This window comes from Pseudopontixanthobacter vadosimaris, from assembly GCF_012979275.1.
Taxonomy (GTDB): Bacteria; Pseudomonadota; Alphaproteobacteria; order Sphingomonadales; family Sphingomonadaceae; genus Pseudopontixanthobacter; species Pseudopontixanthobacter vadosimaris.
In genome coordinates this window covers 65986-86350 of sequence record NZ_JABASZ010000002.1, presented here as the reverse complement: position 1 = coordinate 86350, position 20365 = coordinate 65986, and the positions used below count along the sequence as shown (strand labels likewise).

Annotated in this window: 19 protein-coding genes; 8 read left to right on the top strand and 11 right to left on the bottom strand. The window is 64.9% G+C overall.

The window, feature by feature from the left end:
• Window positions 1–56 precede the first annotated feature (56 nt).
• Window positions 57–1880, bottom strand: coding sequence for a DUF885 domain-containing protein (locus HG250_RS00435; RefSeq protein WP_170001729.1), 1824 nt, complete (start codon window positions 1878–1880; stop codon window positions 57–59).
• Between the two features lie 430 nt (window positions 1881–2310).
• Between HG250_RS00435 and HG250_RS00430 the strand changes: the two genes are divergently transcribed.
• The 3 genes from HG250_RS00430 to HG250_RS00420 all read left to right on the top strand — a co-directional run bounded on the left by HG250_RS00430 (window position 2311) and on the right by HG250_RS00420 (window position 7059).
• On the top strand, window positions 2311–3381 hold the full coding sequence (locus tag HG250_RS00430; protein ID WP_170001727.1) for a quinone-dependent dihydroorotate dehydrogenase: 1071 nt from the start codon (window positions 2311–2313) through the stop codon (window positions 3379–3381).
• Between the two features lie 10 nt (window positions 3382–3391).
• On the top strand, window positions 3392–5149 hold the full coding sequence (ggt, locus tag HG250_RS00425) for a gamma-glutamyltransferase (RefSeq protein ID WP_170001725.1): 1758 nt from the start codon (window positions 3392–3394) through the stop codon (window positions 5147–5149).
• A gap of 62 nt (window positions 5150–5211) precedes the next feature.
• A complete protein-coding gene (locus HG250_RS00420) occupies window positions 5212–7059 on the top strand; it encodes an AMP-dependent synthetase/ligase (protein ID WP_170001723.1) in 1848 nt (615 codons plus the stop codon).
• Here the strand turns inward: HG250_RS00420 and HG250_RS00415 are convergent.
• The 4 genes from HG250_RS00415 to HG250_RS00400 form a co-directional block, all read right to left on the bottom strand.
• Window positions 7056–7589 (bottom strand): hypothetical protein, encoded by a 534-nt coding sequence (locus HG250_RS00415; RefSeq protein ID WP_170001721.1) that lies wholly within the window; start codon window positions 7587–7589, stop codon window positions 7056–7058. The two genes, HG250_RS00420 and HG250_RS00415, sit on opposite strands and share 4 nt — an antisense overlap.
• Before the next feature lie 56 nt (window positions 7590–7645).
• On the bottom strand, window positions 7646–8173 hold the full coding sequence (locus HG250_RS00410) for a hypothetical protein (protein WP_170001719.1): 528 nt from the start codon (window positions 8171–8173) through the stop codon (window positions 7646–7648).
• Between the two features lie 94 nt (window positions 8174–8267).
• Entirely contained in the window at window positions 8268–9305 is a 1038-nt protein-coding gene (gene thiS, locus HG250_RS00405) for a sulfur carrier protein ThiS (RefSeq protein ID WP_170001717.1), read from the bottom strand.
• Window positions 9306–9322: 17 nt separating this feature from the next.
• A complete protein-coding gene (locus tag HG250_RS00400; protein ID WP_170001715.1) occupies window positions 9323–9712 on the bottom strand; it encodes a MerC domain-containing protein in 390 nt (129 codons plus the stop codon).
• 131 nt (window positions 9713–9843) lie between these two features.
• On the opposite strand from HG250_RS00400, the gene HG250_RS00395 reads away from it, so the two are divergent.
• From HG250_RS00395 to rpsI, 3 genes are all read left to right on the top strand, one after another.
• Complete coding sequence (locus HG250_RS00395) at window positions 9844–10959, top strand: COX15/CtaA family protein (protein WP_170001713.1); 1116 nt, start codon at window positions 9844–9846, stop codon at window positions 10957–10959.
• A gap of 137 nt (window positions 10960–11096) precedes the next feature.
• The gene (rplM, locus tag HG250_RS00390) at window positions 11097–11576 is read left to right on the top strand and encodes a 50S ribosomal protein L13 (protein WP_170001711.1); all 480 of its coding nucleotides are present in this window, start codon (window positions 11097–11099) and stop codon (window positions 11574–11576) included.
• A complete protein-coding gene (gene rpsI / locus HG250_RS00385; RefSeq protein ID WP_420821296.1) occupies window positions 11576–12211 on the top strand; it encodes a 30S ribosomal protein S9 in 636 nt (211 codons plus the stop codon). Before rplM ends, rpsI begins: the two co-directional genes overlap by 1 nt.
• Before the next feature lie 79 nt (window positions 12212–12290).
• Here the strand turns inward: rpsI and HG250_RS00380 are convergent, their stop codons facing one another.
• The 6 genes from HG250_RS00380 to HG250_RS00355 form a co-directional block, all read right to left on the bottom strand.
• Entirely contained in the window at window positions 12291–13148 is an 858-nt protein-coding gene (locus HG250_RS00380; RefSeq protein WP_170001709.1) for a metallophosphoesterase family protein, read from the bottom strand.
• The gene (locus HG250_RS00375; protein WP_170001707.1) at window positions 13141–14007 is read right to left on the bottom strand and encodes a diacylglycerol kinase family protein; all 867 of its coding nucleotides are present in this window, start codon (window positions 14005–14007) and stop codon (window positions 13141–13143) included. The genes HG250_RS00380 and HG250_RS00375 overlap by 8 nt, the downstream gene beginning before the upstream one ends.
• A gap of 64 nt (window positions 14008–14071) precedes the next feature.
• Entirely contained in the window at window positions 14072–14347 is a 276-nt protein-coding gene (locus HG250_RS00370) for a hypothetical protein (protein WP_170001705.1), read from the bottom strand.
• Window positions 14348–14385: 38 nt separating this feature from the next.
• Window positions 14386–15177, bottom strand: a complete 792-nt coding sequence (locus HG250_RS00365; RefSeq protein ID WP_170001703.1) for a LytR/AlgR family response regulator transcription factor — start codon at window positions 15175–15177, stop codon at window positions 14386–14388.
• A complete protein-coding gene (locus HG250_RS00360) occupies window positions 15161–16432 on the bottom strand; it encodes a sensor histidine kinase (protein WP_170001701.1) in 1272 nt (423 codons plus the stop codon). Before HG250_RS00360 ends, HG250_RS00365 begins: the two co-directional genes overlap by 17 nt.
• Window positions 16433–16509: 77 nt before the next feature.
• Window positions 16510–18033, bottom strand: coding sequence for a fumarate hydratase (locus HG250_RS00355; RefSeq protein ID WP_170001778.1), 1524 nt, complete (start codon window positions 18031–18033; stop codon window positions 16510–16512).
• Between the two features lie 146 nt (window positions 18034–18179).
• Here HG250_RS00355 and HG250_RS00350 point away from each other — a divergent pair, with 146 nt between their 5' ends.
• A complete protein-coding gene (locus HG250_RS00350; protein ID WP_240956815.1) occupies window positions 18180–18785 on the top strand; it encodes a protein-L-isoaspartate O-methyltransferase family protein in 606 nt (201 codons plus the stop codon).
• Window positions 18786–18787: 2 nt separating this feature from the next.
• Window positions 18788–20320, top strand: coding sequence for a TolC family outer membrane protein (locus HG250_RS00345; protein WP_170001699.1), 1533 nt, complete (start codon window positions 18788–18790; stop codon window positions 20318–20320).
• Window positions 20321–20365: the final 45 nt, after the last annotated feature.

Below are 20365 nucleotides of genomic sequence, written 5' to 3'. Positions count from 1 at the left end.
ATCGGCTTGTTGCGAGTCGTTAGCATTTCTGCGGGTTTGCGGGTCTATGCTGATCCTCAGGCCCGCTCGGCAGCGATATAGGCCTCGACATTCTCCTCCAGAATATCGAGCGGCACCGGACCCGACTTCAGCACCGCATCGTGGAATTCGCGAATGTCGAACCGGTCGCCAAGCTGGGTACGGGCACGTTCGCGCAGTTCCATGATCTTCAGCTTGCCGATCATATAGGCCGTCGCCTGGCCCGGATAGACGATATAGCGTTCGATGGCCTTGCGGATGTCGCCATCGGGATTGGGCGTGTTGGTCTTCAGATATTCGATAGCCCTCTCCCGGCTCCAGCGCTTGGAGTGGATGCCGGTGTCGACCACCAGCCGCGCCGCCCGCCACAATTCCATGCCCAGGCGGCCGAAATCGGAATAGGGATCGGTGTAGAAACCCATGTCCTTGCCCAATTCTTCCGAATAGAGGCCCCAGCCTTCGGAATAGGCAGTCACCCCGCCGAAGCGGCGGAAAGGCGGCACATCGCCCAGCTGCGTCTGGATCGACAGTTGCAGGTGATGGCCGGGAAGCCCCTCGTGATAGAACAGGGCTTCCAGTTCGTTCCTGGACATGTCCTCGAGGCGGTAGAGATTGACGTAATAGGTGCCGGGGCGCGATCCGTCGGGTGCCGGACGCTGATAGAACGCCTTGCCCGCGCTCTGTTCGCGGAACGCCTCCACTGCCTTCACCTGCAGCGGGTCGGTCGGCAACACGCCGAAATAGCGCGGCAGCACGGCCTTGATCGCTTCCTCCTTCTCCTGCACCTCCGCGAGGTAATCCTCGCGATTGTCGTAGAAGAATCGCGGATCGGTCCGCACGAATTCGAAAAATTGCTGCAACGTGCCGGTGAAGCCGACCTGCTGCATGATGGCGCGCATCTCGCCATGAATCCGGTCGATCTCGCGCAGACCTATGTTGTGGATCTGGTCCGCCGTCAGATCGGTCGTGGTGTAGTTGGACAGCAAGGCATCGTAATAAGCTGCGCCCTGCGGGAAGCGCCAGACGCCGTCCTCCGTCCCGGCCGTGGCCTGCTGACGCTGCATTTCGGCAAGCAGGCGGCGATAGGCAGGCGCGGCCGAGCCGGTCCAGGCCGCAGTTGCCTGCGAGATCAGATCGGCCTTGGCATTGTCCGCAATCGACAGCTTGCCGACCTTGGCCGCGAAATCCTCCAGCACCGCGTTGTCCGTGTCGGCGCTCAGCAGATTGTTCACATCGGAAATGACATAGGGATAGACCCACTTCGGCGGCATGACGCCAGCGGCGGCACGCTCCCGCGATTCGGCGATCAGCGTATCCAGACCGGGGCCGATGCCCTGTATGCGGCTGATGTAATCGCGCGCCTGATTTTCGTCAGCGATCGAATGGATGTTGATGAGGAAAGCCGGCAGCTGGCTCTGCGCCCCGTTCATCTGGTCGAACACATAACCATATTCACGATAAGGGAAAGTGGCCGCGCTGCGCTGCGCCATGGCATCGAACAGCCGGTAGCTGAGCGCATCCTGTTCCGGCAATGTGCGGGGTTCATAGGCGCGGCGCATCGCGTCGGCGGAGTTCTGCAGCAGCCGTTCCTCGCGCAGTTCGGCAGCGTCGCCGAATTCGCCCCAGCGGCCGTAATCCTCGTCGCGTATCCCGCGGTAGGCCTTGGCCAGCGGCGACAATTCCAGCTGCGCTGCATCGTAACGTTCGAAAAACGTGCCGATTTCGGCCGCCGGACGAACGACGGGTGTGCCGGTATCGCTGGCGGCCACGGGCGCGACCAGCGGCGCATCCGTGGCGGGCGGCACCGTGGCGCAGCCGGCCAGGGCTAGCGCCAGTGCGGCCGTGGAGATCGCGGGAGACATGGCGGGACGACAGGATTTCAGGGGCAAGACATTCTCCAAAAGGATTTTTCCTGGTCACTGTCTGCCAAAGCCGAAGCTGTTTGGCCAGCGGCCTCGGGCGATCTGTTCGCCCGCCGGCTAGTCCGGGTCCCGGTCAGCGGCGATCCTTTCATCCGGCAAACCCACCTTCACTTCGCGCATGTTCGGCGGATGAAGCACTTCACGCAGGATTTCCCATCTCTGTGTCGAGCCCTTCGGGTCGCACAGTCTCATTAGCCTGATTCGTCCGGCAGCGATTGTATGGAATCGACAATTCTGCCGGATTGCATCCGATCTCGACCTAACGGGGCAGATCGATATGCGACCGGGCGGGCGGGTAAGCGGGAGGGCGGGCGGCCGGGCAGGCTCCGGCATTCTCGACATCGCGCGGCGCAGCCCGCATAGGCGGCACATGTTCTACAGCTTGCTGCGCCCCGCCTTGTTCAGGCTCGATCCCGAACGGGCTCACACTCTCGCCCTGCGCGCGCTGCGCCTGCGGCCGCCCGGCCCCCGCGCATCGGCGGGCAGACTTGCCACCAGGGTCGCGGGCCTGTCTTTTCCCAATCCGGTCGGAATGGCGGCGGGATTCGACAAGGACGCGCTCGTGCCCGACGAATTGCTGGGCCTCGGCTTCGGCTTTGCCGAGGTGGGGTCGATCACGCCGCTGCCCCAATCCGGCAATCCGCAGCCCCGCCTGTTCCGGCTGACGCCCGACCGGGCGGTGATCAACCGCATGGGGTTCAACAATGGCGGGGCGGAGGCTGCGGCCGAGCGGCTGCGGGCGCGTGCCGCAGCGCAGGAGTCCGGATCGGGCATTCGCGGCGGCGGCATCGTCGGCGTGAATATCGGCGCGAACAAGGATTCATCCGACCGGATTGCCGATTACGCACATATGACGCGGATCATGGCGCCGCTGGCATCCTATCTGGCGGTCAATATCTCCAGCCCCAACACGCCGGGACTGCGCGCCTTGCAGGACGAAGGCGCGCTGACCCGCCTGCTGGATGCGGTGATCGCCGCCCGCGACGACACCATGCACGAGACTTCACGACCTCCGATCTTTTTGAAAGTCGCGCCTGACCTCACCCCCGCAGATGTGGATGCGATCGCCCGTATCGCGATGGACAGGCGGCTCGGTGCGCTGATCATCGCCAATACGACGCTGTCGCGCGACAGGCTTTCCGGCCCGCACAGGAGCGAGTCCGGCGGTATGTCGGGCGCTCCATTGCGACAGCTGGCGCTGGAACGGCTGCGCGATTTCCGCAAGGCGACCGGGGGCGACCTGCCGCTTGTCGGCGCAGGCGGCATCGGCAGCGCGGAAGACGCGTGGGAGCGCATTCGTGCCGGGGCCAGCCTGGTCCAGATCTACAGCGCGATGGTGTATGAGGGGCCGGGGATCGCCCGCGGCATCGTGAGCGGGATCGAACGCCTGATGGAGCGCGATGGATTCCAGACGATTGAAGCTGCGGTGGCAAGCGAGTAGCAGGCGGAGCATGTTTCGCTTTTCCGCCACCGCATTCGCCATTCCGCTGGCACTGTCCGCCTGCACGGCCATTCCGCCGGTCATCTCCGCTTCGCCCGCCGACCGTGCCGATTCAGTCGTCGCGGCCGAGGGGACTGTCAGCGCAGCCGACCCGCGGGCGGAAGATGCGGGGCGCGTGATACTGGCGCAGGGCGGCAGCGCGAGCGATGCCGCCCTTGCCATCATGCTGGCGCTGACCGTGGTGGAACCGCAGAGCAGCGGGATCGGCGGCGGCGGCTTCATGCTGCACGGAACGCAAGGCGGCGCGATCACCAGCTTCGACGGCCGCGAAACCGCGCCTTCTGCCGCGTCCCCCGACTGGTTCCTCGCGCCGGGCGGACAGCCGCTGCCCTTCCGCGAAGCCGTGCTGAGCGGATTGAGCGTCGGCGTGCCCGGCAATATCGCTCTCGCTGCAAAGGTCCACGCCCGTTTCGGCAGGCTTGCATGGGCGGATCTGTTCGCGCCTGCGATCGCGCTCGCCCGTGACGGTTGGGTGGTGAACCGCCGGCTGGAAAGCTCGCTGCGCGACAATGAAACGCGCGGAAGTGCCGATGCTGCTGGCCGCGCACTGTTCTACGATGCCGCCGGAGAGCCGGTATCTGCCGGCACGCGCATCACCAATCCCGCGCTCGCAGCGACGCTGGAGCGAATCGCGCAGCTTGGCCCGCAGGCTTTCCATGAAGGCGCGCTTCCCGAAGCGCTGGCCGGGAAAGTCGCCGCGGCGACGCCCCGCCCTGCCGGGATGATTGCTGCCGACATTGAAACCTACCGGGCAAAGGAGCGTGCGCCCGTCTGCGGCTTCTACCGCGCCTATCGCATCTGCGGCATGGGGCCGCCCTCTTCGGGGGGCATCGCGGTGCTGGCCATGCTCAAGCAGCTGGAGCGCTTCGACATGGGGCAGCTTGGTCCCCGATCGCCGACCGCCTGGCACCTGTTCCTGGAATCGCAGCGCCTCGCCTATGCGGACCGTGAACTCTATCTTGCCGATCCCGATTTCGTCCCGGTTCCGACTGCCGGCCTGACCGATTCCGCCTATCTGCGGACCCGGGGCCAATTGATCGACCCGGACATCGCGTTGGCGGAAGCCCTACCCGGCACTCCGCCATCTGCACCGCAGGCGCAGGCCGATGGGAACGAAGGGGAAGAGAACGGCACGTCGCATTTCGTCGTGGCCGATGCGCGTGGCGACGTGGTGAGCTACACCTCGACAGTGGAAGGTGCTTTCGGTTCGGGGTTGGTGTTCGGCGGGTTCTTTCTCAATAACGAACTGACGGACTTCAGCTTCTCGCCAGAAATCGGCGGCGCGCCCGTCGCCAATCGCGTGGAAGGCGGAAAGCGCCCGCGATCGTCGATGGCGCCGACGCTGGTCTATGACCCGCAAGGTGCGCCGTTCCTGCTGATCGGGGCGGCAGGCGGATCGACCATTCCGGTGCAGGTCGCCCGTTCGATCGTCGGCATCCTGGATTTCGGCCTGCCGCTGGAGGATGCGCTCGGCCTGCCGCTGATCATGGCCTATGGCGATACGGTCATCATCGAGGACGATACCGCGCTGCTGGGGATGATCCCCGCCCTGCGCGCGCTCGGCCATGATACCATCGTCACCCGCACGCCGCCGCTGAAGGCCAATGCCGCGTTGCGGACCGAACAGGGGTGGCAATCGGCCCGCGACCCGCGCCTCGAGGCCATGCTCGCCACGGAGCCGTTACCGGCGGGCGCCGACGCGGAGTGAAACTTGCCGCGCGGGAACGGGGTGGCTAACACCCGCCGATTCCAGCCGCGACAGACGGCGGAATGGAGCAGGAGATTCCAGTGCAGCTGGCCGATTTCGACACTTTCCCGAACCTCGTATCCCTGTTCCTCGACCGGGCGGAGCTGCGCGGCGACCAGCCGTTCCTGGTGGCGAAGAAGGATGGCGAATGGGTTCCGCTCGGCTGGAACGAGGTGGCGGACCAGGTCTGCCTGCTGGCGCAGGGCTTGCGCGACATGGGGCTGGTGGACGGCGACCGGGTGGCGCTGATCTCGGAAAACCGGCCGGAATGGTGCATCGCCGATCTCGCCATCATGGCGGCGGGATGCATCACGGTGCCCGCCTACACCACCAACACCGAACGCGACCATGTGCATATTCTCGACAATTCGGGCGCACGGGCAGTTATCGTCTCCAATGCGAAGCTCGCGAAACCGCTGCTACCGGCCATCATGCGCACCGGCATCGCCGAACATCTCATCCCCATGGAAGGCCTGCGACCCTACCAATCGGGCGGGTTGCGCTTCCATGACTGGACGGCGCTCACCACAGGCGATGCGGCACCTGCCCGCGCGGCGGTTCGGGGCAGGCTGGCGACGATCGGGCGCGGCGATACCGCCTGCATCATCTATACCAGCGGCACGGGCGGTGCGCCGCGCGGAGTGATGCAGCATCACGGCGCCATCATGTGCAACGTGCATGGCGCCGCCGAGATCATCGCGCAGGATTTCAAATGGGAGAAGGAACGCTTCCTCAGCTTTCTGCCCCTGTCCCACGCCTATGAACATACCGGTGGGCAATATCTGCCGCTGGGGCTGGGCGCCGAAATCTATTACGCCGAAGGTCTCGACAAGCTCGCCAGCAATATCGAGGAAGTGCAACCGACCATCATGGTGGTGGTGCCCCGCCTGTTCGAAGTGCTGCGGACGCGCATCCTCAAACAGGTGAAGCAGCAGGGCAAGGCGGCCAATCTCCTCATGGATCATGCGCTGCGGATCGGCGCCAGCCGGGCGAAAGCCGGGCGGACGCCGTTGCTGGACAGACCGATGGATGCCGTGGTCGGCGCGATGCTCCGCCCGAAGATCCGCAGGAAATTCGGCGGGCGGCTGAAGGCCATGGTCTCGGGCGGCGCGCCGCTCAATCCCGAAGTCGGCACCTTTTTCGATGCGATGGGCCTGACGCTGCTGCAAGGCTACGGCCAGACCGAGGCCGGTCCCATCATCAGCTGCAATCGCCCGTCGGCCGGGGTGGCCATGGACACGGTGGGCCCGCCCCTGCGCGGCGTGGAGGTGCGGATCGCCGAGGACGGGGAAATCCTGTGCCGCGGCGAATTGGTGATGCATGGTTACTGGCAGAACCCCGCCGAAACCGGGCGGGTGCTGCAGGTGGACCCTGCTACCCCCGGCGAAGCCCCGTGGCTCCACACCGGTGATATCGGCCATTTCGACGGACGGGGCCGCATCAGGATCACCGATCGCAAGAAGGACATGATCGTCAATGACAAGGGTGACAATGTCGCCCCGCAGAAGATCGAGGGCATGCTGACATTGCAGCCCGAAATCGGCCAGGCGATGGTGGCGGGCGACCGGCGGCCTTACCTCGTCGGATTGATCGTGCCCGATGCGGAATGGACGCAGGAATGGGCAGCGGCAAACGGGCAGCCCGTCGATTTATCGGCGCTGAAGGAACTGCCCGCCTTCAGGGCAGCAGTCCGTGCCGGGATCGACAGGGTGAACAAGGAATTGTCGGTCGTGGAACGGGTGCGGCAATTCGCCTTCGCGGATGAGGAGTTCACGATCGACAACGAACAGATGACACCCAGCCTGAAGATCCGCCGCCACAAGATCCGCGACTTCTATGGCGACCGGCTGGACGCATTGTACAAGCGTTAGGTCGGCAGGTCTTCCTTCGCCAATTTCCTGTTCCGGCAATCGGCCCTGATCTGGCCGAGCTGGCTGCGCAGGTCGTTCTGCAGCTTTTCGAGCGTCACCAGGTGCGCGAGCATGTCCTGCCAATCTAGCGGTCCGTAGCTGCGCGCCTTTTCTTTTCCACCTGTGAAATCGCTATGACGCAGGATCGCCTTGCCTTGAGCAAACTCGAAAACTCCATGCGCGAGCGCGCAGCGTTGATCGAGTAGTTTCTCCCACTCCGCAAGGCGTCCACGCACTGCCTTCCCGCCCCCGTTCAGCTCGTGCTGTTCGATCAGACGGGACAGAACGTTGAGGCGTGCTCTCGCACCCACATGGCGAGCATTCTTTGGAAGGATTACTCCTGCACTCTCGATCGCCAGCAAGGCTTCGTGAACAAGAACCTCGCACCGGGCGAAAAGATTGAGCATTGCTCCGCGCCAGATGGTGGCAACGTGGATCAGTTCGGCGGGACTTGGTGGCTTGCCGAGGGGCAAAAGTAGAGGCGCGTTCATTCAGCAGGATTGACATACGACCGGTTAAAGAGCGGTTGCTGCCGAACGGCCTCGGCCTACACTTCTTCCAGGGCAATGAATTTGGGGAAGAAGCCCGGCTCGCGGTTCGACCAGCCCGGCGCGGTGGCGGCGGTTTCGCTGATGGATTGCAGCAACTGGCGGCGCCAGGCCGGGCGAATCTGCGGCAGTGCGGCGGCCCCGCAGAACGCCGGGGGAAGCCAGGGCCGCGCCTGTGCCCCCAGCAGCCGTTCGTACAGGAAGCGGAAGGCGGAGAAACAGGTCAGGCGTTCCTGCACCAGATCTCTTGCGGCAAGGACGATCAGCCGGCCGAGAAAATCTTCCATGGCGTGGCCCTCGCCATCGAACGGAATGGCATCGCGCAGTTCCTGCAGCGTCTGATAGGCAAGTAGCTGGCGGCGGATGTCACGGTTTTCATCGGCATCGCGGGCCCAGCGCCTGCACGCATCGTCACGGCAGAGCGCGACATCCAGACTGCGGCGGATGTAGCGTTGTTCCGCTGGCGTGAAGCCTGCAAATTCCTGCATCTCAGCGATCGTCAGCGAATAATTACCGGTCGTCCCCATGATCCCGCTCCATCATTGCAGGATCAGTGTCGCCGCATATGGTTAACGGATGGTAATCATGGTCCCGCGCCGTTCCCGAGGTGGGTGAAGCGCTCTAGATCAGTCCGGCGAGCGGGCTGCTCGGATCGGCATAGCGGCGGGTGGCCATTCTGCCCGATCTGTAGGCCTCGCGCCCGCTCTCGACCGCCAGCCGCATCGCGCGGGCCATGCGGATCGGATCTTTCGCTTCGGCGATGGCGGTGTTCATCAACACCCCGTCGCAGCCCAGTTCCATCGCCACTGCGGCATCGCTGGCGGTTCCGACGCCGGCATCGACCAGCACCGGAACGCTTGCCCCTTCGACGATCAGGCGGATGGTCACCCGGTTCTGGATGCCGAGGCCCGAACCGATGGGAGCACCCAGCGGCATGATGGCGACCGCGCCGGCGTCTTCCAGCTGCTTCGCGGCAATCGGATCGTCGGCGCAATAGACCATGGGCAGGAACCCTTCGCCAGCGAGCACTTCCGTCGCTTTCAGCGTTTCGCGCATGTCGGGATACAGCGTGCGCGCCTCGCCCAAAACTTCCAGCTTCACCAGATCCCAGCCGCCCGCCTCGCGCGCCAGGCGCAGGGTGCGGATCGCATCCTCGGCATTGAAGCAGCCGGCCGTATTCGGCAGATAGGTGATCTTCGCCGGATCGATGAAGTCGGTCAGCATCGGCGCCCCCGGATCGGACACGTTCACGCGGCGCACGGCCACGGTGACGATCTCTGCGCCGCTCGCTGCGACAGCCGCCGCATTCTGTTCGAAATTGCGATATTTGCCGGTGCCGACAATGAGCCGGGAGCGGAATGTCCGCCCCGCTACGGTCCAGCTGTCGTCATCCGGCGCCTGTGCCTGCCCGCCGCCGACAAAATGGACGATTTCCAGCACATCGCCATCGGCAAGCGCCACCGCATCTAGGGTGGAACGCGGCGCGATCTGCCCGTTATGCTCCACGGCCACCTTTGCCGGGTCGAGGTCCAGTTCGCGCGCCAGTTCCGCAACGGTCTGTGCAGCGGTCTGCCGACTGTCCCCGTTGACGGTGACGGTCTTCGCCCCCGCGGCGAGTTTGGCGGAGGTTGGCGGCGAGGCTGGGTCTGGAGCGTTCATGCCCGGCGAGATAGCGTTCAATGTGCCGCGCGCAAGTTCAGTATGTGGCCCAGCGACACCAGGACCACGCCGATGATCGTCAGCACCGCCTCCTCCACCCCATGCGGAACGGCCAATGCCCCGCCCATGAAGGAAAGACCGGTCATGGCGGTAACGAAAGGCGCGGCGCGGCGATGGCGCAGCGCGCCCCAGCCGATGGCCACGGCGGCGATGATCAGCGCCACTGCAAGGCCGAAGCGGTGAATCCACGGGGCGAAAAGAAACTGCCCGCCGAGGCCCAATGCCGACACGATCACGATGCTGGCAACGCAATGCACCGCGCACAGACCCGACAGCCAGATGCCCGCGCGGTCCATGCGCCTTCTCGCCCCGCCAAATCCGCGGGCTGACTTGCCGGCATCGTTCATACCGCCCGTGTATGTAATAATGTAACATCGCGCAAGAGCGGAAATCCGCTGGAGCGATTATCTCGGCCGGGGGTTGAACACGGCCAACGAAGGCCCTTGCGCTTTGGCCGGGGCGTCCGCAATTAGGCGGCATGGCTGCCTACCACGTTCCTGCCGACCATGCGGAGCCTTCGGGCAACACAGCCGGCACATCCGGTCTGCGCCCCGCCGCTCTTGCGAACTGGCTGTTGGCGGTCGCCGTGCTGGTCGTCATCATGGTGGTGATCGGCGGCATCACACGCCTGACCGAATCGGGGCTGTCGATCACCGAATGGAAGCCGGTGACCGGAACCCTGCCGCCGCTGAGCGAAGCTGCCTGGCAGGCGGAGTTCGCCGCCTACCGCCAGATCGGCGAGTATCGGCAGGTGACAGGACCGGCGGGCATGACGCTGGCGGATTACAAGTTCATCTATTTCTGGGAATGGGCGCACCGCTTCATGGGCCGTCTGATCGGCCTCGCCTTCGCGCTGCCGCTGGCATGGTTCTGGATTCGCGGGGCGATCCCGGCAGGATATAGGCCGCGCCTCGTGGCCCTGCTGGCGCTGGGCGGGCTGCAGGGCGTTTTTGGCTGGTTCATGGTCCGGTCGGGACTGTCGGTGCAGATGACAGATGTCAGCCATTTCTGGCTTTCAATTCATCTGCTGACCGCGCTGTTCACGCTTGCCGGGCTGGTCTGGACGGCGCTGGATCTGCGGCTGCTGGCGAAGGGCCGTTCCCGCGCCAGCCTGACCGATTTTTCCGCCGCAGTCGGCGTGATCCTCTTCGTGCAATTGTTGCTGGGAGCGTGGGTGGCCGGCCTAAACGCCGGACTGGCTTCGGACAGCTGGCCGTTGATGCAGGGCGGTTTCCTGCCGGAATATGACGGGTCGCGCGGGTTCTTCCATGCGCTGACGCATGATCCTTTCCTGCTGCATTTCGCCCATCGCTGGTGGGCCTTCGCTGCTGCGATTGCCCTGTTCCTGCTGGCGCGCCGCGCAAAGGCGGGCGGCGCGCGAGCGGCGTCCGTCGCGGTGAACGCCCTGCTCGGCGTGCAGATCCTGCTCGGGATCGCCACCGTGCTGTCAGGCGTGGCCCTGTGGCTGGCGGTAGCGCACCAGATGGTCGGCGCATTGCTGGTGGCGGCGACCGCCTGGGGCGCTCATGCCGCCGGGCGGCAGAGGGGTGAAGCAGGCAGATATCCCGGTGCCGCGATGCCGGCGACAGTATAGAGGTATCATTTTACCTTTCCCGAGACGCGCTGTCAGCTTGACTTTGCGGGCAAAGACGCACAGATCGCCGCCATCTCGCGAAAGGCTGCAGGGCCGAATCGCAAGCGTAATTTCGCAAATCAGGGAATATCTGGCCCATGAAGGCTCTCAGCAAGACCACCCGGTCGATCAAACCGGCAGAGGTCGAAAAGAAATGGCACATCATCGACGCCGAAAACCTCGTCGTCGGCCGCCTGGCCGTGGTGATCGCCAATCACCTGCGCGGCAAGCACAAGCCGAGCTTTACGCCGCATGTCGATTGCGGTGACCATGTCATCGTCATCAATGCGGACAAGGTGCGTTTCACCGGCAACAAGACGACCGACAAGGTCTATTACAAGCACACCGGCTATGTCGGCGGGATCAAGGAAACCACGCCTGAGAAGGTGCTGGAAGGCCGCTTCCCCGAACGCGTGCTGGAAAAGGCCGTGACGCGGATGATCCCGCGCGGTCCGCTTGGCCGTGCCCAGCTGAAGGCCCTGCATCTCTATGCGGGAACCGAACATCCGCATGATGGCCAGCAGCCCGAAACGCTCGACGTTGCCTCGATGAACCGCAAGAACAAGGTGTCCGCATAATGGCCGACGAAAACACCACCACGGACACGCCCGACACCAAGGGCGAAACCAACGGCGCCGCACGGCCTGCCGCAGTTCCGCCCACCACGGCAGATACGGACACGCCCGGCACCAAGGGTACTACGGTTACCGATCTGTCCGACCTCAAGAGCATCGCCGGCGACACGCCCGATGCCGTCATGACAGATGGCGAAGCCGCCGAACCGCGCGCGCCCACCATGCCGCTGCGCGAGCAGGAGCTGGACCAGTACGGCCGCGCCTATGCTACCGGCCGCCGCAAGGATGCGGTCGCCCGCGTCTGGCTGAAGCCCGGCAAGGGCAAGATCACGATCAATGGCCGCGAGCAGGAGGTGTATTTCGCACGTCCCACGCTGCGCCTCGTCATCAACCAGCCCTTCGCCATCACCGACCGTGAAGAGCAGTATGACGTGATCGCCACCGTCTCGGGCGGCGGTCTGTCCGGTCAGGCCGGGGCGGTGAAGCATGGCATCAGCCAGGCGCTGACCCGTTACGAACCCGCATTGCGCGCCACGGTGAAGGCCGCCGGCTTCCTCACCCGCGACAGCCGCGTGGTCGAACGGAAGAAATATGGCCGCGCCAAGGCCCGTAAGAGCTTCCAATTCTCGAAGCGCTGATCGGCCTTTCGATACGCAAACAAAAAAGGGCGGCCTTCGCGGGCCGCCCTTTTTTCATGTCACCCAATCTGTGCTGCGGTCAGTGAACCGGCGGATCGGTGCGCGGCACACGTCCGGCAGGCGCGACCGGCTCGCCCGGACGGCGCGGCGGAGTCGCGTCTTCGGGCACATCGAGAATCCGCATCGCGTCATTGGCGATGTTTTCCATGTTGCGAACCTCGACATGCAGCCCGGATGCGTCGATGCGCAATTCGTTGAAACTCTGCGGCGTGGACCTGACCCGTTTCGACAGGGTGCCGGCGCCGATCATCCGCACCGGACCATGGATCGTCTCCTGAACCAGGTCGAAGGCATCGTGCACATGGCCGGACAGCACGGCCAGCACATCGCGCTTCGCCAGTTCGGTCAGCGCCTTCTGGCCGTGCTTGGTTAGCGCAGTCCCCTGCGTGCCGACTTCCACCAGCGGGTGGTGCACGGTCACCAGCGCCTGCTTGCCCTCGGGAAGGGCATCGATCGCCGCCAGCGCCTTTTTCAGCGCGCCGCTGGTCACCCAGCCTTTCGACCAGTTGAAGCGCGGCTGCGCGCGCACCGCGGTCTTGAGCGGAACCACGGCAATGCCCGGCAGGTCGAGCGCGCGTTCGACGACGGCCTCCATCCCCTCGAACCTCTTGTAGGGATCGAAGAAGCGTTCGATCACGTTGAAATAGGGCATGTCGTGATTGCCCACCTCGACGGTGACCGGCACATCCAATGTCGTGATCCATTCGCGCGCGGCGGCGAATTCCCGGTGCCGCGCCCGCATCGTCAGATCGCCGGTGATCAGGACCGCGTCGGGCCTGCGTTCGGCGATCTCGCCCTTGACCCAGTCGAGTGCGACATTGCTCTCGAGCCCGAAATGGATGTCGCTCAGGTGAAACAGCAGTGTATCGTCAGCCATTGCGCGGCCCAAGCAGATCGACCCGCAGCCGTGCAAGCGAAAACGATTCCTCCGGCGCGCCAGTCGACCGCTCGCCATCGGTCATCAGCGGCAGCGGTTTCCCGCCAATCGATCTGAGCGTGACGGAAGCGACGGGGCCAAGATCGTCATGCGGGCCGTCGCGGAAATCCCGTTTCAATATGGCCAGGCCCTGCTGCAGATATTCGCCGATCCCTTCGGCACCATAGCCTTCCACCTTCAGGCCGCCGCCGCCCGGAACCAGCCGGACGCCGGGATAGCCGTCTTCGCGCCCCATGGAAGGCTCCGTCACCTGTACCCAGGGGCCGGCGGCACTGCGTTCGGCGGCATCGATGGATTTCGACAGAACCTCGCCCAGATTATGCTCGCGCATCTCCTCGCGCACATCGGCCCAGCGCGCACCCGGCCCGGCGACCAGTTCCGCCAATGCCGTAACATTCCGGCCCCTGACGCAGTCGAGCCGCATCGGCGCGAGTTCGCCTGCATCCAGTGAATGCAGGATCGCCAGCGGATCGCATTGCGGGTATAGCCGGTGGCACAGAAGATTGGCGGTGCCGCCTGGCAGGGCGAGGATCGCCCCGTCCCATCCGGGCGCGCCGTCTGCGGCCTCCAGCCGGGTGATCGCACCGTTCAGCGTTCCATCGCCGCCGTGAATGACCAAATGGGTCAGCCCTGCGGCCGCGGCGGCGGCAGCATTGGGCAGATCGTCGTTCGAACAGTCCAGAACGCGTTCCGGCGTCATCTCCATTGCGGCAAGCCGGTTGCGTATCTGCCCGATCAGCGCATCGTCATGGCTGCCGCTCGCCTTGTTCACGATCAGCCAGGTGCGTCTTGTGGTCATATCGGAACAGCGAACAAGGCGGCTGCAAGGTTCCCGCCGCATCGGCAGGGTATCGCAGTCCGGCTCACATTCGCTTCGTCACGATAGACCAGGCAGCAAGACCGTTCATCGCCGTATAGATGGCATAGCCCCAGACCGCACCGCCCCAGCCGTCCTCGGCTGCCAGCATGACCCCGACCAGAATGGCATATTCGACGGCCAGCATGATCTTGCCGCTGCGATGGCGGGCAAGGCGGGGCATCCGGTCAAGTGCGGGGTGCCCGCTTTCGGTCACCGCCTTCTGCAGCGCGAAGTTCACGATGCCCAGAATGAAAGGCAGCAGCAGTTCCATGTCCGCCATTCTTGCGGCTTGGTCCCGTTTTTGCAAAGGTAATGCGATCAGCGGCCCGCCATCGCCTTGACGCCGGGCAGATAGGTCCGGCCGATCCGCAGATCGTCGCCATTGTCCAGTTCCACGCTCCAGACACCCAGCCCGTCATGGCGCAGGCCGCGGATCGTGTCCCGCCGCAGGATGGTGGAACGATGGATCCGGATGAAGTCCCGCGGGTTCAGTCGTTCCTCCAGCCCCGCGATCGTCTTCAGCAGCAGGTAGCTGGTCGTGCCGACATGCAGGCGCACGTAATCGCGTTCGGCATCGATGCGGGCGACTTGCGCGATATCTATTCGCAGCAGTTCGCTGCGATTCGGCACCCATAATTCCTGCAGCCAGCTTTCGCCGCTTTCATCCTGCGCCGCCCCGCGCGGCATTTCCGACCGGCGCGCGATCGTGCGGGCGACGGCACGTTCCAGCCGTTCGGCCGAGACCGGTTTCAACACGTAATCCACGGCATCGAGGTCGAAGGCCTCGACGGCGAATCGGTCATGCGCGGTAACGAAGACGATCGCGGGCGGGGGTGCGGCGGGCACCTGCGCGCCCGTTTGCTTGCGCTTTTCGCCTGCCAGATGGCGAGCGACATCCAGCCCGCCGAGCTGCGGCATCGTCATGTCGAGCAGCACCAGATCGGGCGCGAATTCCACCATGCGATCCAGCGCCTCCGCCCCATCTGCGGCGTCGCCGACGATATCGATACCGCCGATCCTCTCGCAGATGATCCGCAGCCGTTCCACCGCCAGCGGCTCATCGTCGACGATGAGCGTCCGCAGCCGCTGCCCTTCATCCCTTGCGGCCATGCATCGCCCCTCCATCGAGTGTCAGCGGCAGAAAAAGTTCGGTCAGATAGCCGCCGCCTTCCAGCGATCGCGATTGCAGCGAGGCGGCATCTCCGAAACGGGCCTGCAACCGGTCGCGCACATTGGCGAGGCCGATGCCGAAGCCTTCGCGGCCCTTCCCGCCCCCGCCTTCACCATCGTCGCGCACCGCGATCCGCAGCACCTCGGCCTCGCGCCGTGCGGAAACGGTGATCGTCACCGGCCGGCGATCCGGCGCAACGGCATATCTGACCGAATTTTCCACCAGCGGTTGCAGGATCATGCCGGGAACGGGTGCCGCCGCAAGTTCGCTGGGCAGATCGAAAACCGCGCGCAGCCTGTCGGGGAAGCGCACCGCCTCGATCTCCAGATATTGCCGCTGCAGGTCGAATTCCTCCGCCAGCGCGACGTCCATCGTCGGCTCGTCAGTCAGCGAATGCCGATAGAAGCGCGAGACGGCCTGGATCATCGCTTCCGCCCGGTCGGAGCGGCCCGTCATTACCAGCGCGGACAGGGAATTCAGCGTGTTGAACAGGAAATGCGGATTCACCTGATAGCGCAGCGACCGCAATTCGGCAGCCTTGGCCGCCCGGCGGAACCTGCCCTCGCGCCGTTCCGCCATGCGCGCCTGCGCACCTGCCAGCAGCGCGTAATACAGCGCCGCCCAGGCCAGCAGCAGAAAATAGCGGCCCAGCGCCACGTCCGTCAGCTGGCGCCAATTGTCCAGCCTGCCGTCCGCCGGGGCCAGAGTGATGGTGCGGGCGGACAAATCGCTATTCTGCGAGGTGCCTCTTTCAGGAAGGTAGGGAATTTCGGCAAGAAGGTTGCCGGTCTGGTCACGGTAGATGCGGACCCCCTGTTCGGCTCCCATCTTGGCGATCAGGCGCGCCTCCAGTTCGGCAAAGGCCATCTGGTTGGTCTGCGCGATCAGGACGGCGGCCGGAACCGCCATCACCAGTGCCGCGACGATCTTGATGAACAGCGACCGGGTATCGAAGGCGCGCAGGACGATCCACAGAACCAGCGTCACGACCATGCCGGCCGCGCAGACCAGCACCCGCGCGGCGAGCAGTTCGCCCTGCAGATCGAGGCCGATGATCGCCCCGCGAAGTGTCGTGATGACAAAATAGCACAACCACAATCCGAAGACGCTGGCGAGCACATGGACCAGCGGAACCCGCGCTTCGGAGTCCGGAGCAGCCTCTTCGTAAAGCAAGGCGGGGCGTGGAGCATGCATGATGGCCCGACCCTACAGGTAGCGGCACCCTGCGCCAGCCCCGTCATCGACGCGGCTGGCCCGTTGGTCGAACAGGTTCAGCCTGCCAGCAGGCCTTCGCTGGCGATGCGTTCGCGCCAATAGGCCGGGGCGAGCGTGTGGACATTGTTGCCCGCGCTGTCGACGGCGACGGTCACCGGCATGTTCTCAACCGTGAATTCATAGATCGCTTCCATGCCCAGATCCTCGAAAGCGACGACTTTCGCTTCCTTGATCGCCCGGCTGACCAGATAGGCCGCCCCGCCCGTCGCCATGAGATAGGCGACCTTGAACCGGCTGATTACCTCGACAGCGTCGGCCCCGCGTTCCGCCTTGCCGATCATGGCGAGCAACCCCAGATCGAGCATGGTTTCGGTAAACTGGTCCATCCGCGTCGCGGTCGTGGGGCCGGCGGGGCCGACGATCTCGCCCATCACCGGATCGACAGGCCCGACATAATAGATGGCGCGGCCCCGGAAATCGACCGGCAGTTCCTCGCCTGCCGCCACCATGTCGCGGATACGCTTGTGTGCTGCATCACGCCCGGTGAGCATCTTGCCCGACAGCAGCAGGCGATCGCCATTCTGCCACCCCTGCACCTCTTGCGGCGTCAGATTGTCGAGATCGACTCGCTTGGCCGCAGCATCGGGCTGCCAGTTCACATCGGGCCAATTATCGAGGTCCGGCTTTTCCAGATAGCTCGGTCCCGAACCGTCCAGCGTGAAATGGGCGTGGCGTGTCGCGGCGCAATTAGGGATCATGGCGACCGGCTTCCCCGCGGCATGGCAGGGCCAGTCGAGGATCTTGACGTCGAGCACGGTGGACAGTCCGCCCAGCCCCTGCGCCCCGATGCCCTGCGCATTCACCGCATCGAAAATCTCGATCCGCAGCTTCTCGATATCGTTCGATGGCCCGCGCGCCTTCAGCTGGGCCATGTCGATCGGCTCCATCAGCGATTTCTTGGCCAGCTTCATGCAATGTTCCGCCGTGCCGCCGATGCCGATGCCGAGCATGCCGGGCGGGCACCAGCCCGCGCCCATCGACGGGATCTGCGCGACCACCCAGTCGACGATATTGTCGGACGGGTTCATCATCTTGAATTTCGACTTGTTCTCGCTGCCGCCGCCCTTGGCCGCCACGTCGATGTCGACCCGGTTGCCCGGCACCATCTCGACGCTGAGCACGCAGGGCGTGTTGTCGCGGGTGTTGCGGCGGGTGAAGGCCGGGTCGGCCAGGATCGAGGCGCGCAGCTTGTTCTCGGCGAAATTATAGGCGCGGCGGACCCCGTCATCGACCACGTCCTGCAAGCTGCGGCGTGAATCCAAGCGGCAATCCTGCCCCCACCTGACGAACACGTTGACGATCCCGGTGTCCTGGCAGATCGGCCGGTGCCCTTCGGCGCACATCCGGCTGTTGGTCAGGATCTGCGCGATCGCGTCCTTGGCCGCGGGGCCCTGCTCGGCCTTGTATGCATCGCCAAGCGCGCGGATGTAATCCATGGGGTGATAATAGGATATGAACTGCAGCGCGTCGGCGACACTGTCGATCAGGTCGTCCTCGCGGATGATGGTGCTGCTGGTCATGCCGTTCATCGAATGCTCGCTCCTGCCGGTCGAAGGGGAAGCCCCATAGTCCGAAGGAGCCTCTAGCGTCAAAGCGCTTGGAAGCCACGGTCTTCACGCCTATGGATGTTGACCAAGTGTGTTGTTGCTATAATACGGCTAATCCTATGACCCAGATGGACTTCGGCGCCGCCCGGCGCGCCATGATCGACAGCCAGTTGCGCACCAGCGGGGTGAACGCACCTTTCGTGCTTGACCGCATGGGCACGCTGCCGCGCGAGGATTACGTGCCGGACCATGCCCGCGGATTCGCTTATGTGGACAGGGCCGTGCCACTGGGCGGCGGGCGCTTCCTTGCTCCCGCGCTGTTCCATGGAACGATGCTGGAAGAAGCGAAACCGCGCCTTGGCGACCGGACGCTGGTGGTGGACGGCGGCAGCCATTACCTGCCCGATCTGGTCGCCACGCTGGTCGGATCGCTCGAGACCATTTCGGCCGACGAAGCCGCCGCGCTCGCGCAAACGGGTGCCGATGCAGGGGCCGGGGGCGAATATGATCTGCTGCTGGTGGACGGCGCGGTGGAAAAGCTCCCCGACGCCCTGATCGCGCAGGTCGGGGACAATGGCCGGGTCGTCACCGGCCTCGTCAGGGACGGCGTGACCCGCCTCGCCATCGGGCGCAAGGTCGCGGGCCATGTCGCGCTGCTGCCGCTTGCAGAAATGGGCATTCCTCATTTGCCGCAGTTCGACGTCGCCAGGGAATGGAGCTTCTGAGAATGCAGCGCGACGCATCGGGGGGTGTGCGGCTGGATGGTGTGCCCTCGGGCCGGACCGGAAGGACATCCTGGCGCCTTGCCCTGCTCGGCGCAGCTGCTGCCCTGCCGACGTCCGCATCGGCCGATACGCTGCGCGAAGCATTGTTGCAGGCCTATCTGACCAACCCGACGCTGGAAGGCGCCCGTGCGCAGCAGCGGGTGACGGATGAAAACGTCGCCATCGAAAAAGCCGCCAGCCGCCCCGACGTGAGCGCGACCGGGCAGTATATCGAATTCCTGAAGCAGAATTCCACCAGCTTCACCGCGCCGGAACGCTCGATCGGCGCAGGCATCGACCTTGGCGTTCCGATCTATTCGGGCGGCGCGATCAAGAACAGCATCCGGGCCGCCGAAACCCGTGTCGATGCCGGTCTGGCTGACCTTCGCGGCACCGAAAGCGCGATCTTCACGCAGGTCGTTGCAGCCTATATGGATGTGATCCGGGCAGAAGCACTGGTCGGGCTGGCCGCGAACCAGGTCGATATTCTCGGCGTCAATCTGCAGGCGACCAGCGACCGCTTCGAAATCGGCGATCTTACCCGCACCGATGTCGCCCAGTCGCAGGCGCGGCTTGCGCTTGCCGAAGGCGATCTGCGGTCGAGCCGCTCGAATCTGATCGCCGCGCGGGAAACCTATATCCAGCTCGTCGGCGAAGCGCCCACCAATCTCCAGCCGCCGCCGCCGCTGCCCAATCTGCCCGACAGTGTCGCCCGGGCGGTGGAGACCGCGCTGGACAGCAATCCCGACCTGATCGCCGCCGAAGTACGGGCGAGGGCGGCAGGTTACGACATCGACGTGGCAGGCGCAGGCCGCCTGCCACGCGTGTCGGTTTTTGCCGGCGGCGATTACACGAATTACCTCGGCACCCTGGGCGACCCGGGCATCGGCGCACCGGTAGGCATTCCGCAGGTCGCCACATCCGCGCAGGCCGGGATCCAGTTTTCGCTTCCGCTGTATCAGGGCGGGCTGCCCGCCGCGCGGGAGCGGCAGGCACAGGCGCTGGCCAGTGCGGCGCTGGAGCAGGTGATCCTGGTGGAACGCGACGTGATCGCGCAGGTGCGGTCGGCCTTCGCCAGCTGGCAGGCGGCGCTCGCCATCGTCGAATCATCCCAGGTGGCGGTCAGTTCGGCCGATCTCAGCCTGGAAGGCGTGCGGGCGGAAAACACCGTCGGCAATCGCACCGTGCTCGACATCCTCGATGCCGAGCGCGAACTGCTGACCGCGCGGGTGGAACTGGTGACGGCACGGCGCAACGCCTATGTCGCAGGGTTCAGCCTGCTGGCCGCGATGGGTCTGGCCGAGGCCCGCGATCTCGGGCTCGACGATGCAGGCGTGCTCTATGATCCGCTGGTGAATTACGAACGCGCGCGCAACAGCTGGTGGGATTGGGACCGGCAGCCCGATCCGGTTACCCAGTCGACACGAACCGTTGACATACCGGCGCCGGACGCGGAAATTCCCGCCGAATCGGAACCGGCCGACGCCATCTACTGACAGGCGCTGCTGGAACATCGGGGCGACAGGCTGGAATGGGGAACG

Bases quoted from the DNA above. Each gene is read 5' to 3' on its own strand.
- HG250_RS00365 (WP_170001703.1), bottom strand. From the start codon at position 15,177: ATGGCCGCAAGGGATGAAGGGCAGCGGCTGCGGACGCTCATCGTCGAC.
- HG250_RS00380 (WP_170001709.1), bottom strand. From the start codon at position 13,148: ATGGCTGACGATACACTGCTGTTTCACCTGAGCGACATCCATTTCGGG.
- HG250_RS00400 (WP_170001715.1), bottom strand. From the start codon at position 9,712: ATGAACGATGCCGGCAAGTCAGCCCGCGGATTTGGCGGGGCGAGAAGG.
- thiS (WP_170001717.1), bottom strand. From the start codon at position 9,305: ATGAACGCTCCAGACCCAGCCTCGCCGCCAACCTCCGCCAAACTCGCC.
- HG250_RS00410 (WP_170001719.1), bottom strand. From the start codon at position 8,173: ATGGGGACGACCGGTAATTATTCGCTGACGATCGCTGAGATGCAGGAA.
- HG250_RS00345 (WP_170001699.1), top strand. From the start codon at position 18,788: ATGCAGCGCGACGCATCGGGGGGTGTGCGGCTGGATGGTGTGCCCTCG.
- HG250_RS00350 (WP_240956815.1), top strand. From the start codon at position 18,180: ATGACCCAGATGGACTTCGGCGCCGCCCGGCGCGCCATGATCGACAGC.
- HG250_RS00435 (WP_170001729.1), bottom strand. From the start codon at position 1,880: ATGTCTCCCGCGATCTCCACGGCCGCACTGGCGCTAGCCCTGGCCGGC.
- HG250_RS00370 (WP_170001705.1), bottom strand. From the start codon at position 14,347: ATGGCGGACATGGAACTGCTGCTGCCTTTCATTCTGGGCATCGTGAAC.
- ggt (WP_170001725.1), top strand. From the start codon at position 3,392: ATGTTTCGCTTTTCCGCCACCGCATTCGCCATTCCGCTGGCACTGTCC.
- HG250_RS00395 (WP_170001713.1), top strand. From the start codon at position 9,844: ATGGCTGCCTACCACGTTCCTGCCGACCATGCGGAGCCTTCGGGCAAC.
- HG250_RS00360 (WP_170001701.1), bottom strand. From the start codon at position 16,432: ATGCATGCTCCACGCCCCGCCTTGCTTTACGAAGAGGCTGCTCCGGAC.
- HG250_RS00420 (WP_170001723.1), top strand. From the start codon at position 5,212: ATGGAGCAGGAGATTCCAGTGCAGCTGGCCGATTTCGACACTTTCCCG.
- HG250_RS00430 (WP_170001727.1), top strand. From the start codon at position 2,311: ATGTTCTACAGCTTGCTGCGCCCCGCCTTGTTCAGGCTCGATCCCGAA.
- HG250_RS00375 (WP_170001707.1), bottom strand. From the start codon at position 14,007: ATGACCACAAGACGCACCTGGCTGATCGTGAACAAGGCGAGCGGCAGC.
- rpsI (WP_420821296.1), top strand. From the start codon at position 11,576: ATGGCCGACGAAAACACCACCACGGACACGCCCGACACCAAGGGCGAA.
- HG250_RS00355 (WP_170001778.1), bottom strand. From the start codon at position 18,033: ATGACCAGCAGCACCATCATCCGCGAGGACGACCTGATCGACAGTGTC.
- HG250_RS00415 (WP_170001721.1), bottom strand. From the start codon at position 7,589: ATGAACGCGCCTCTACTTTTGCCCCTCGGCAAGCCACCAAGTCCCGCC.
- rplM (WP_170001711.1), top strand. From the start codon at position 11,097: ATGAAGGCTCTCAGCAAGACCACCCGGTCGATCAAACCGGCAGAGGTC.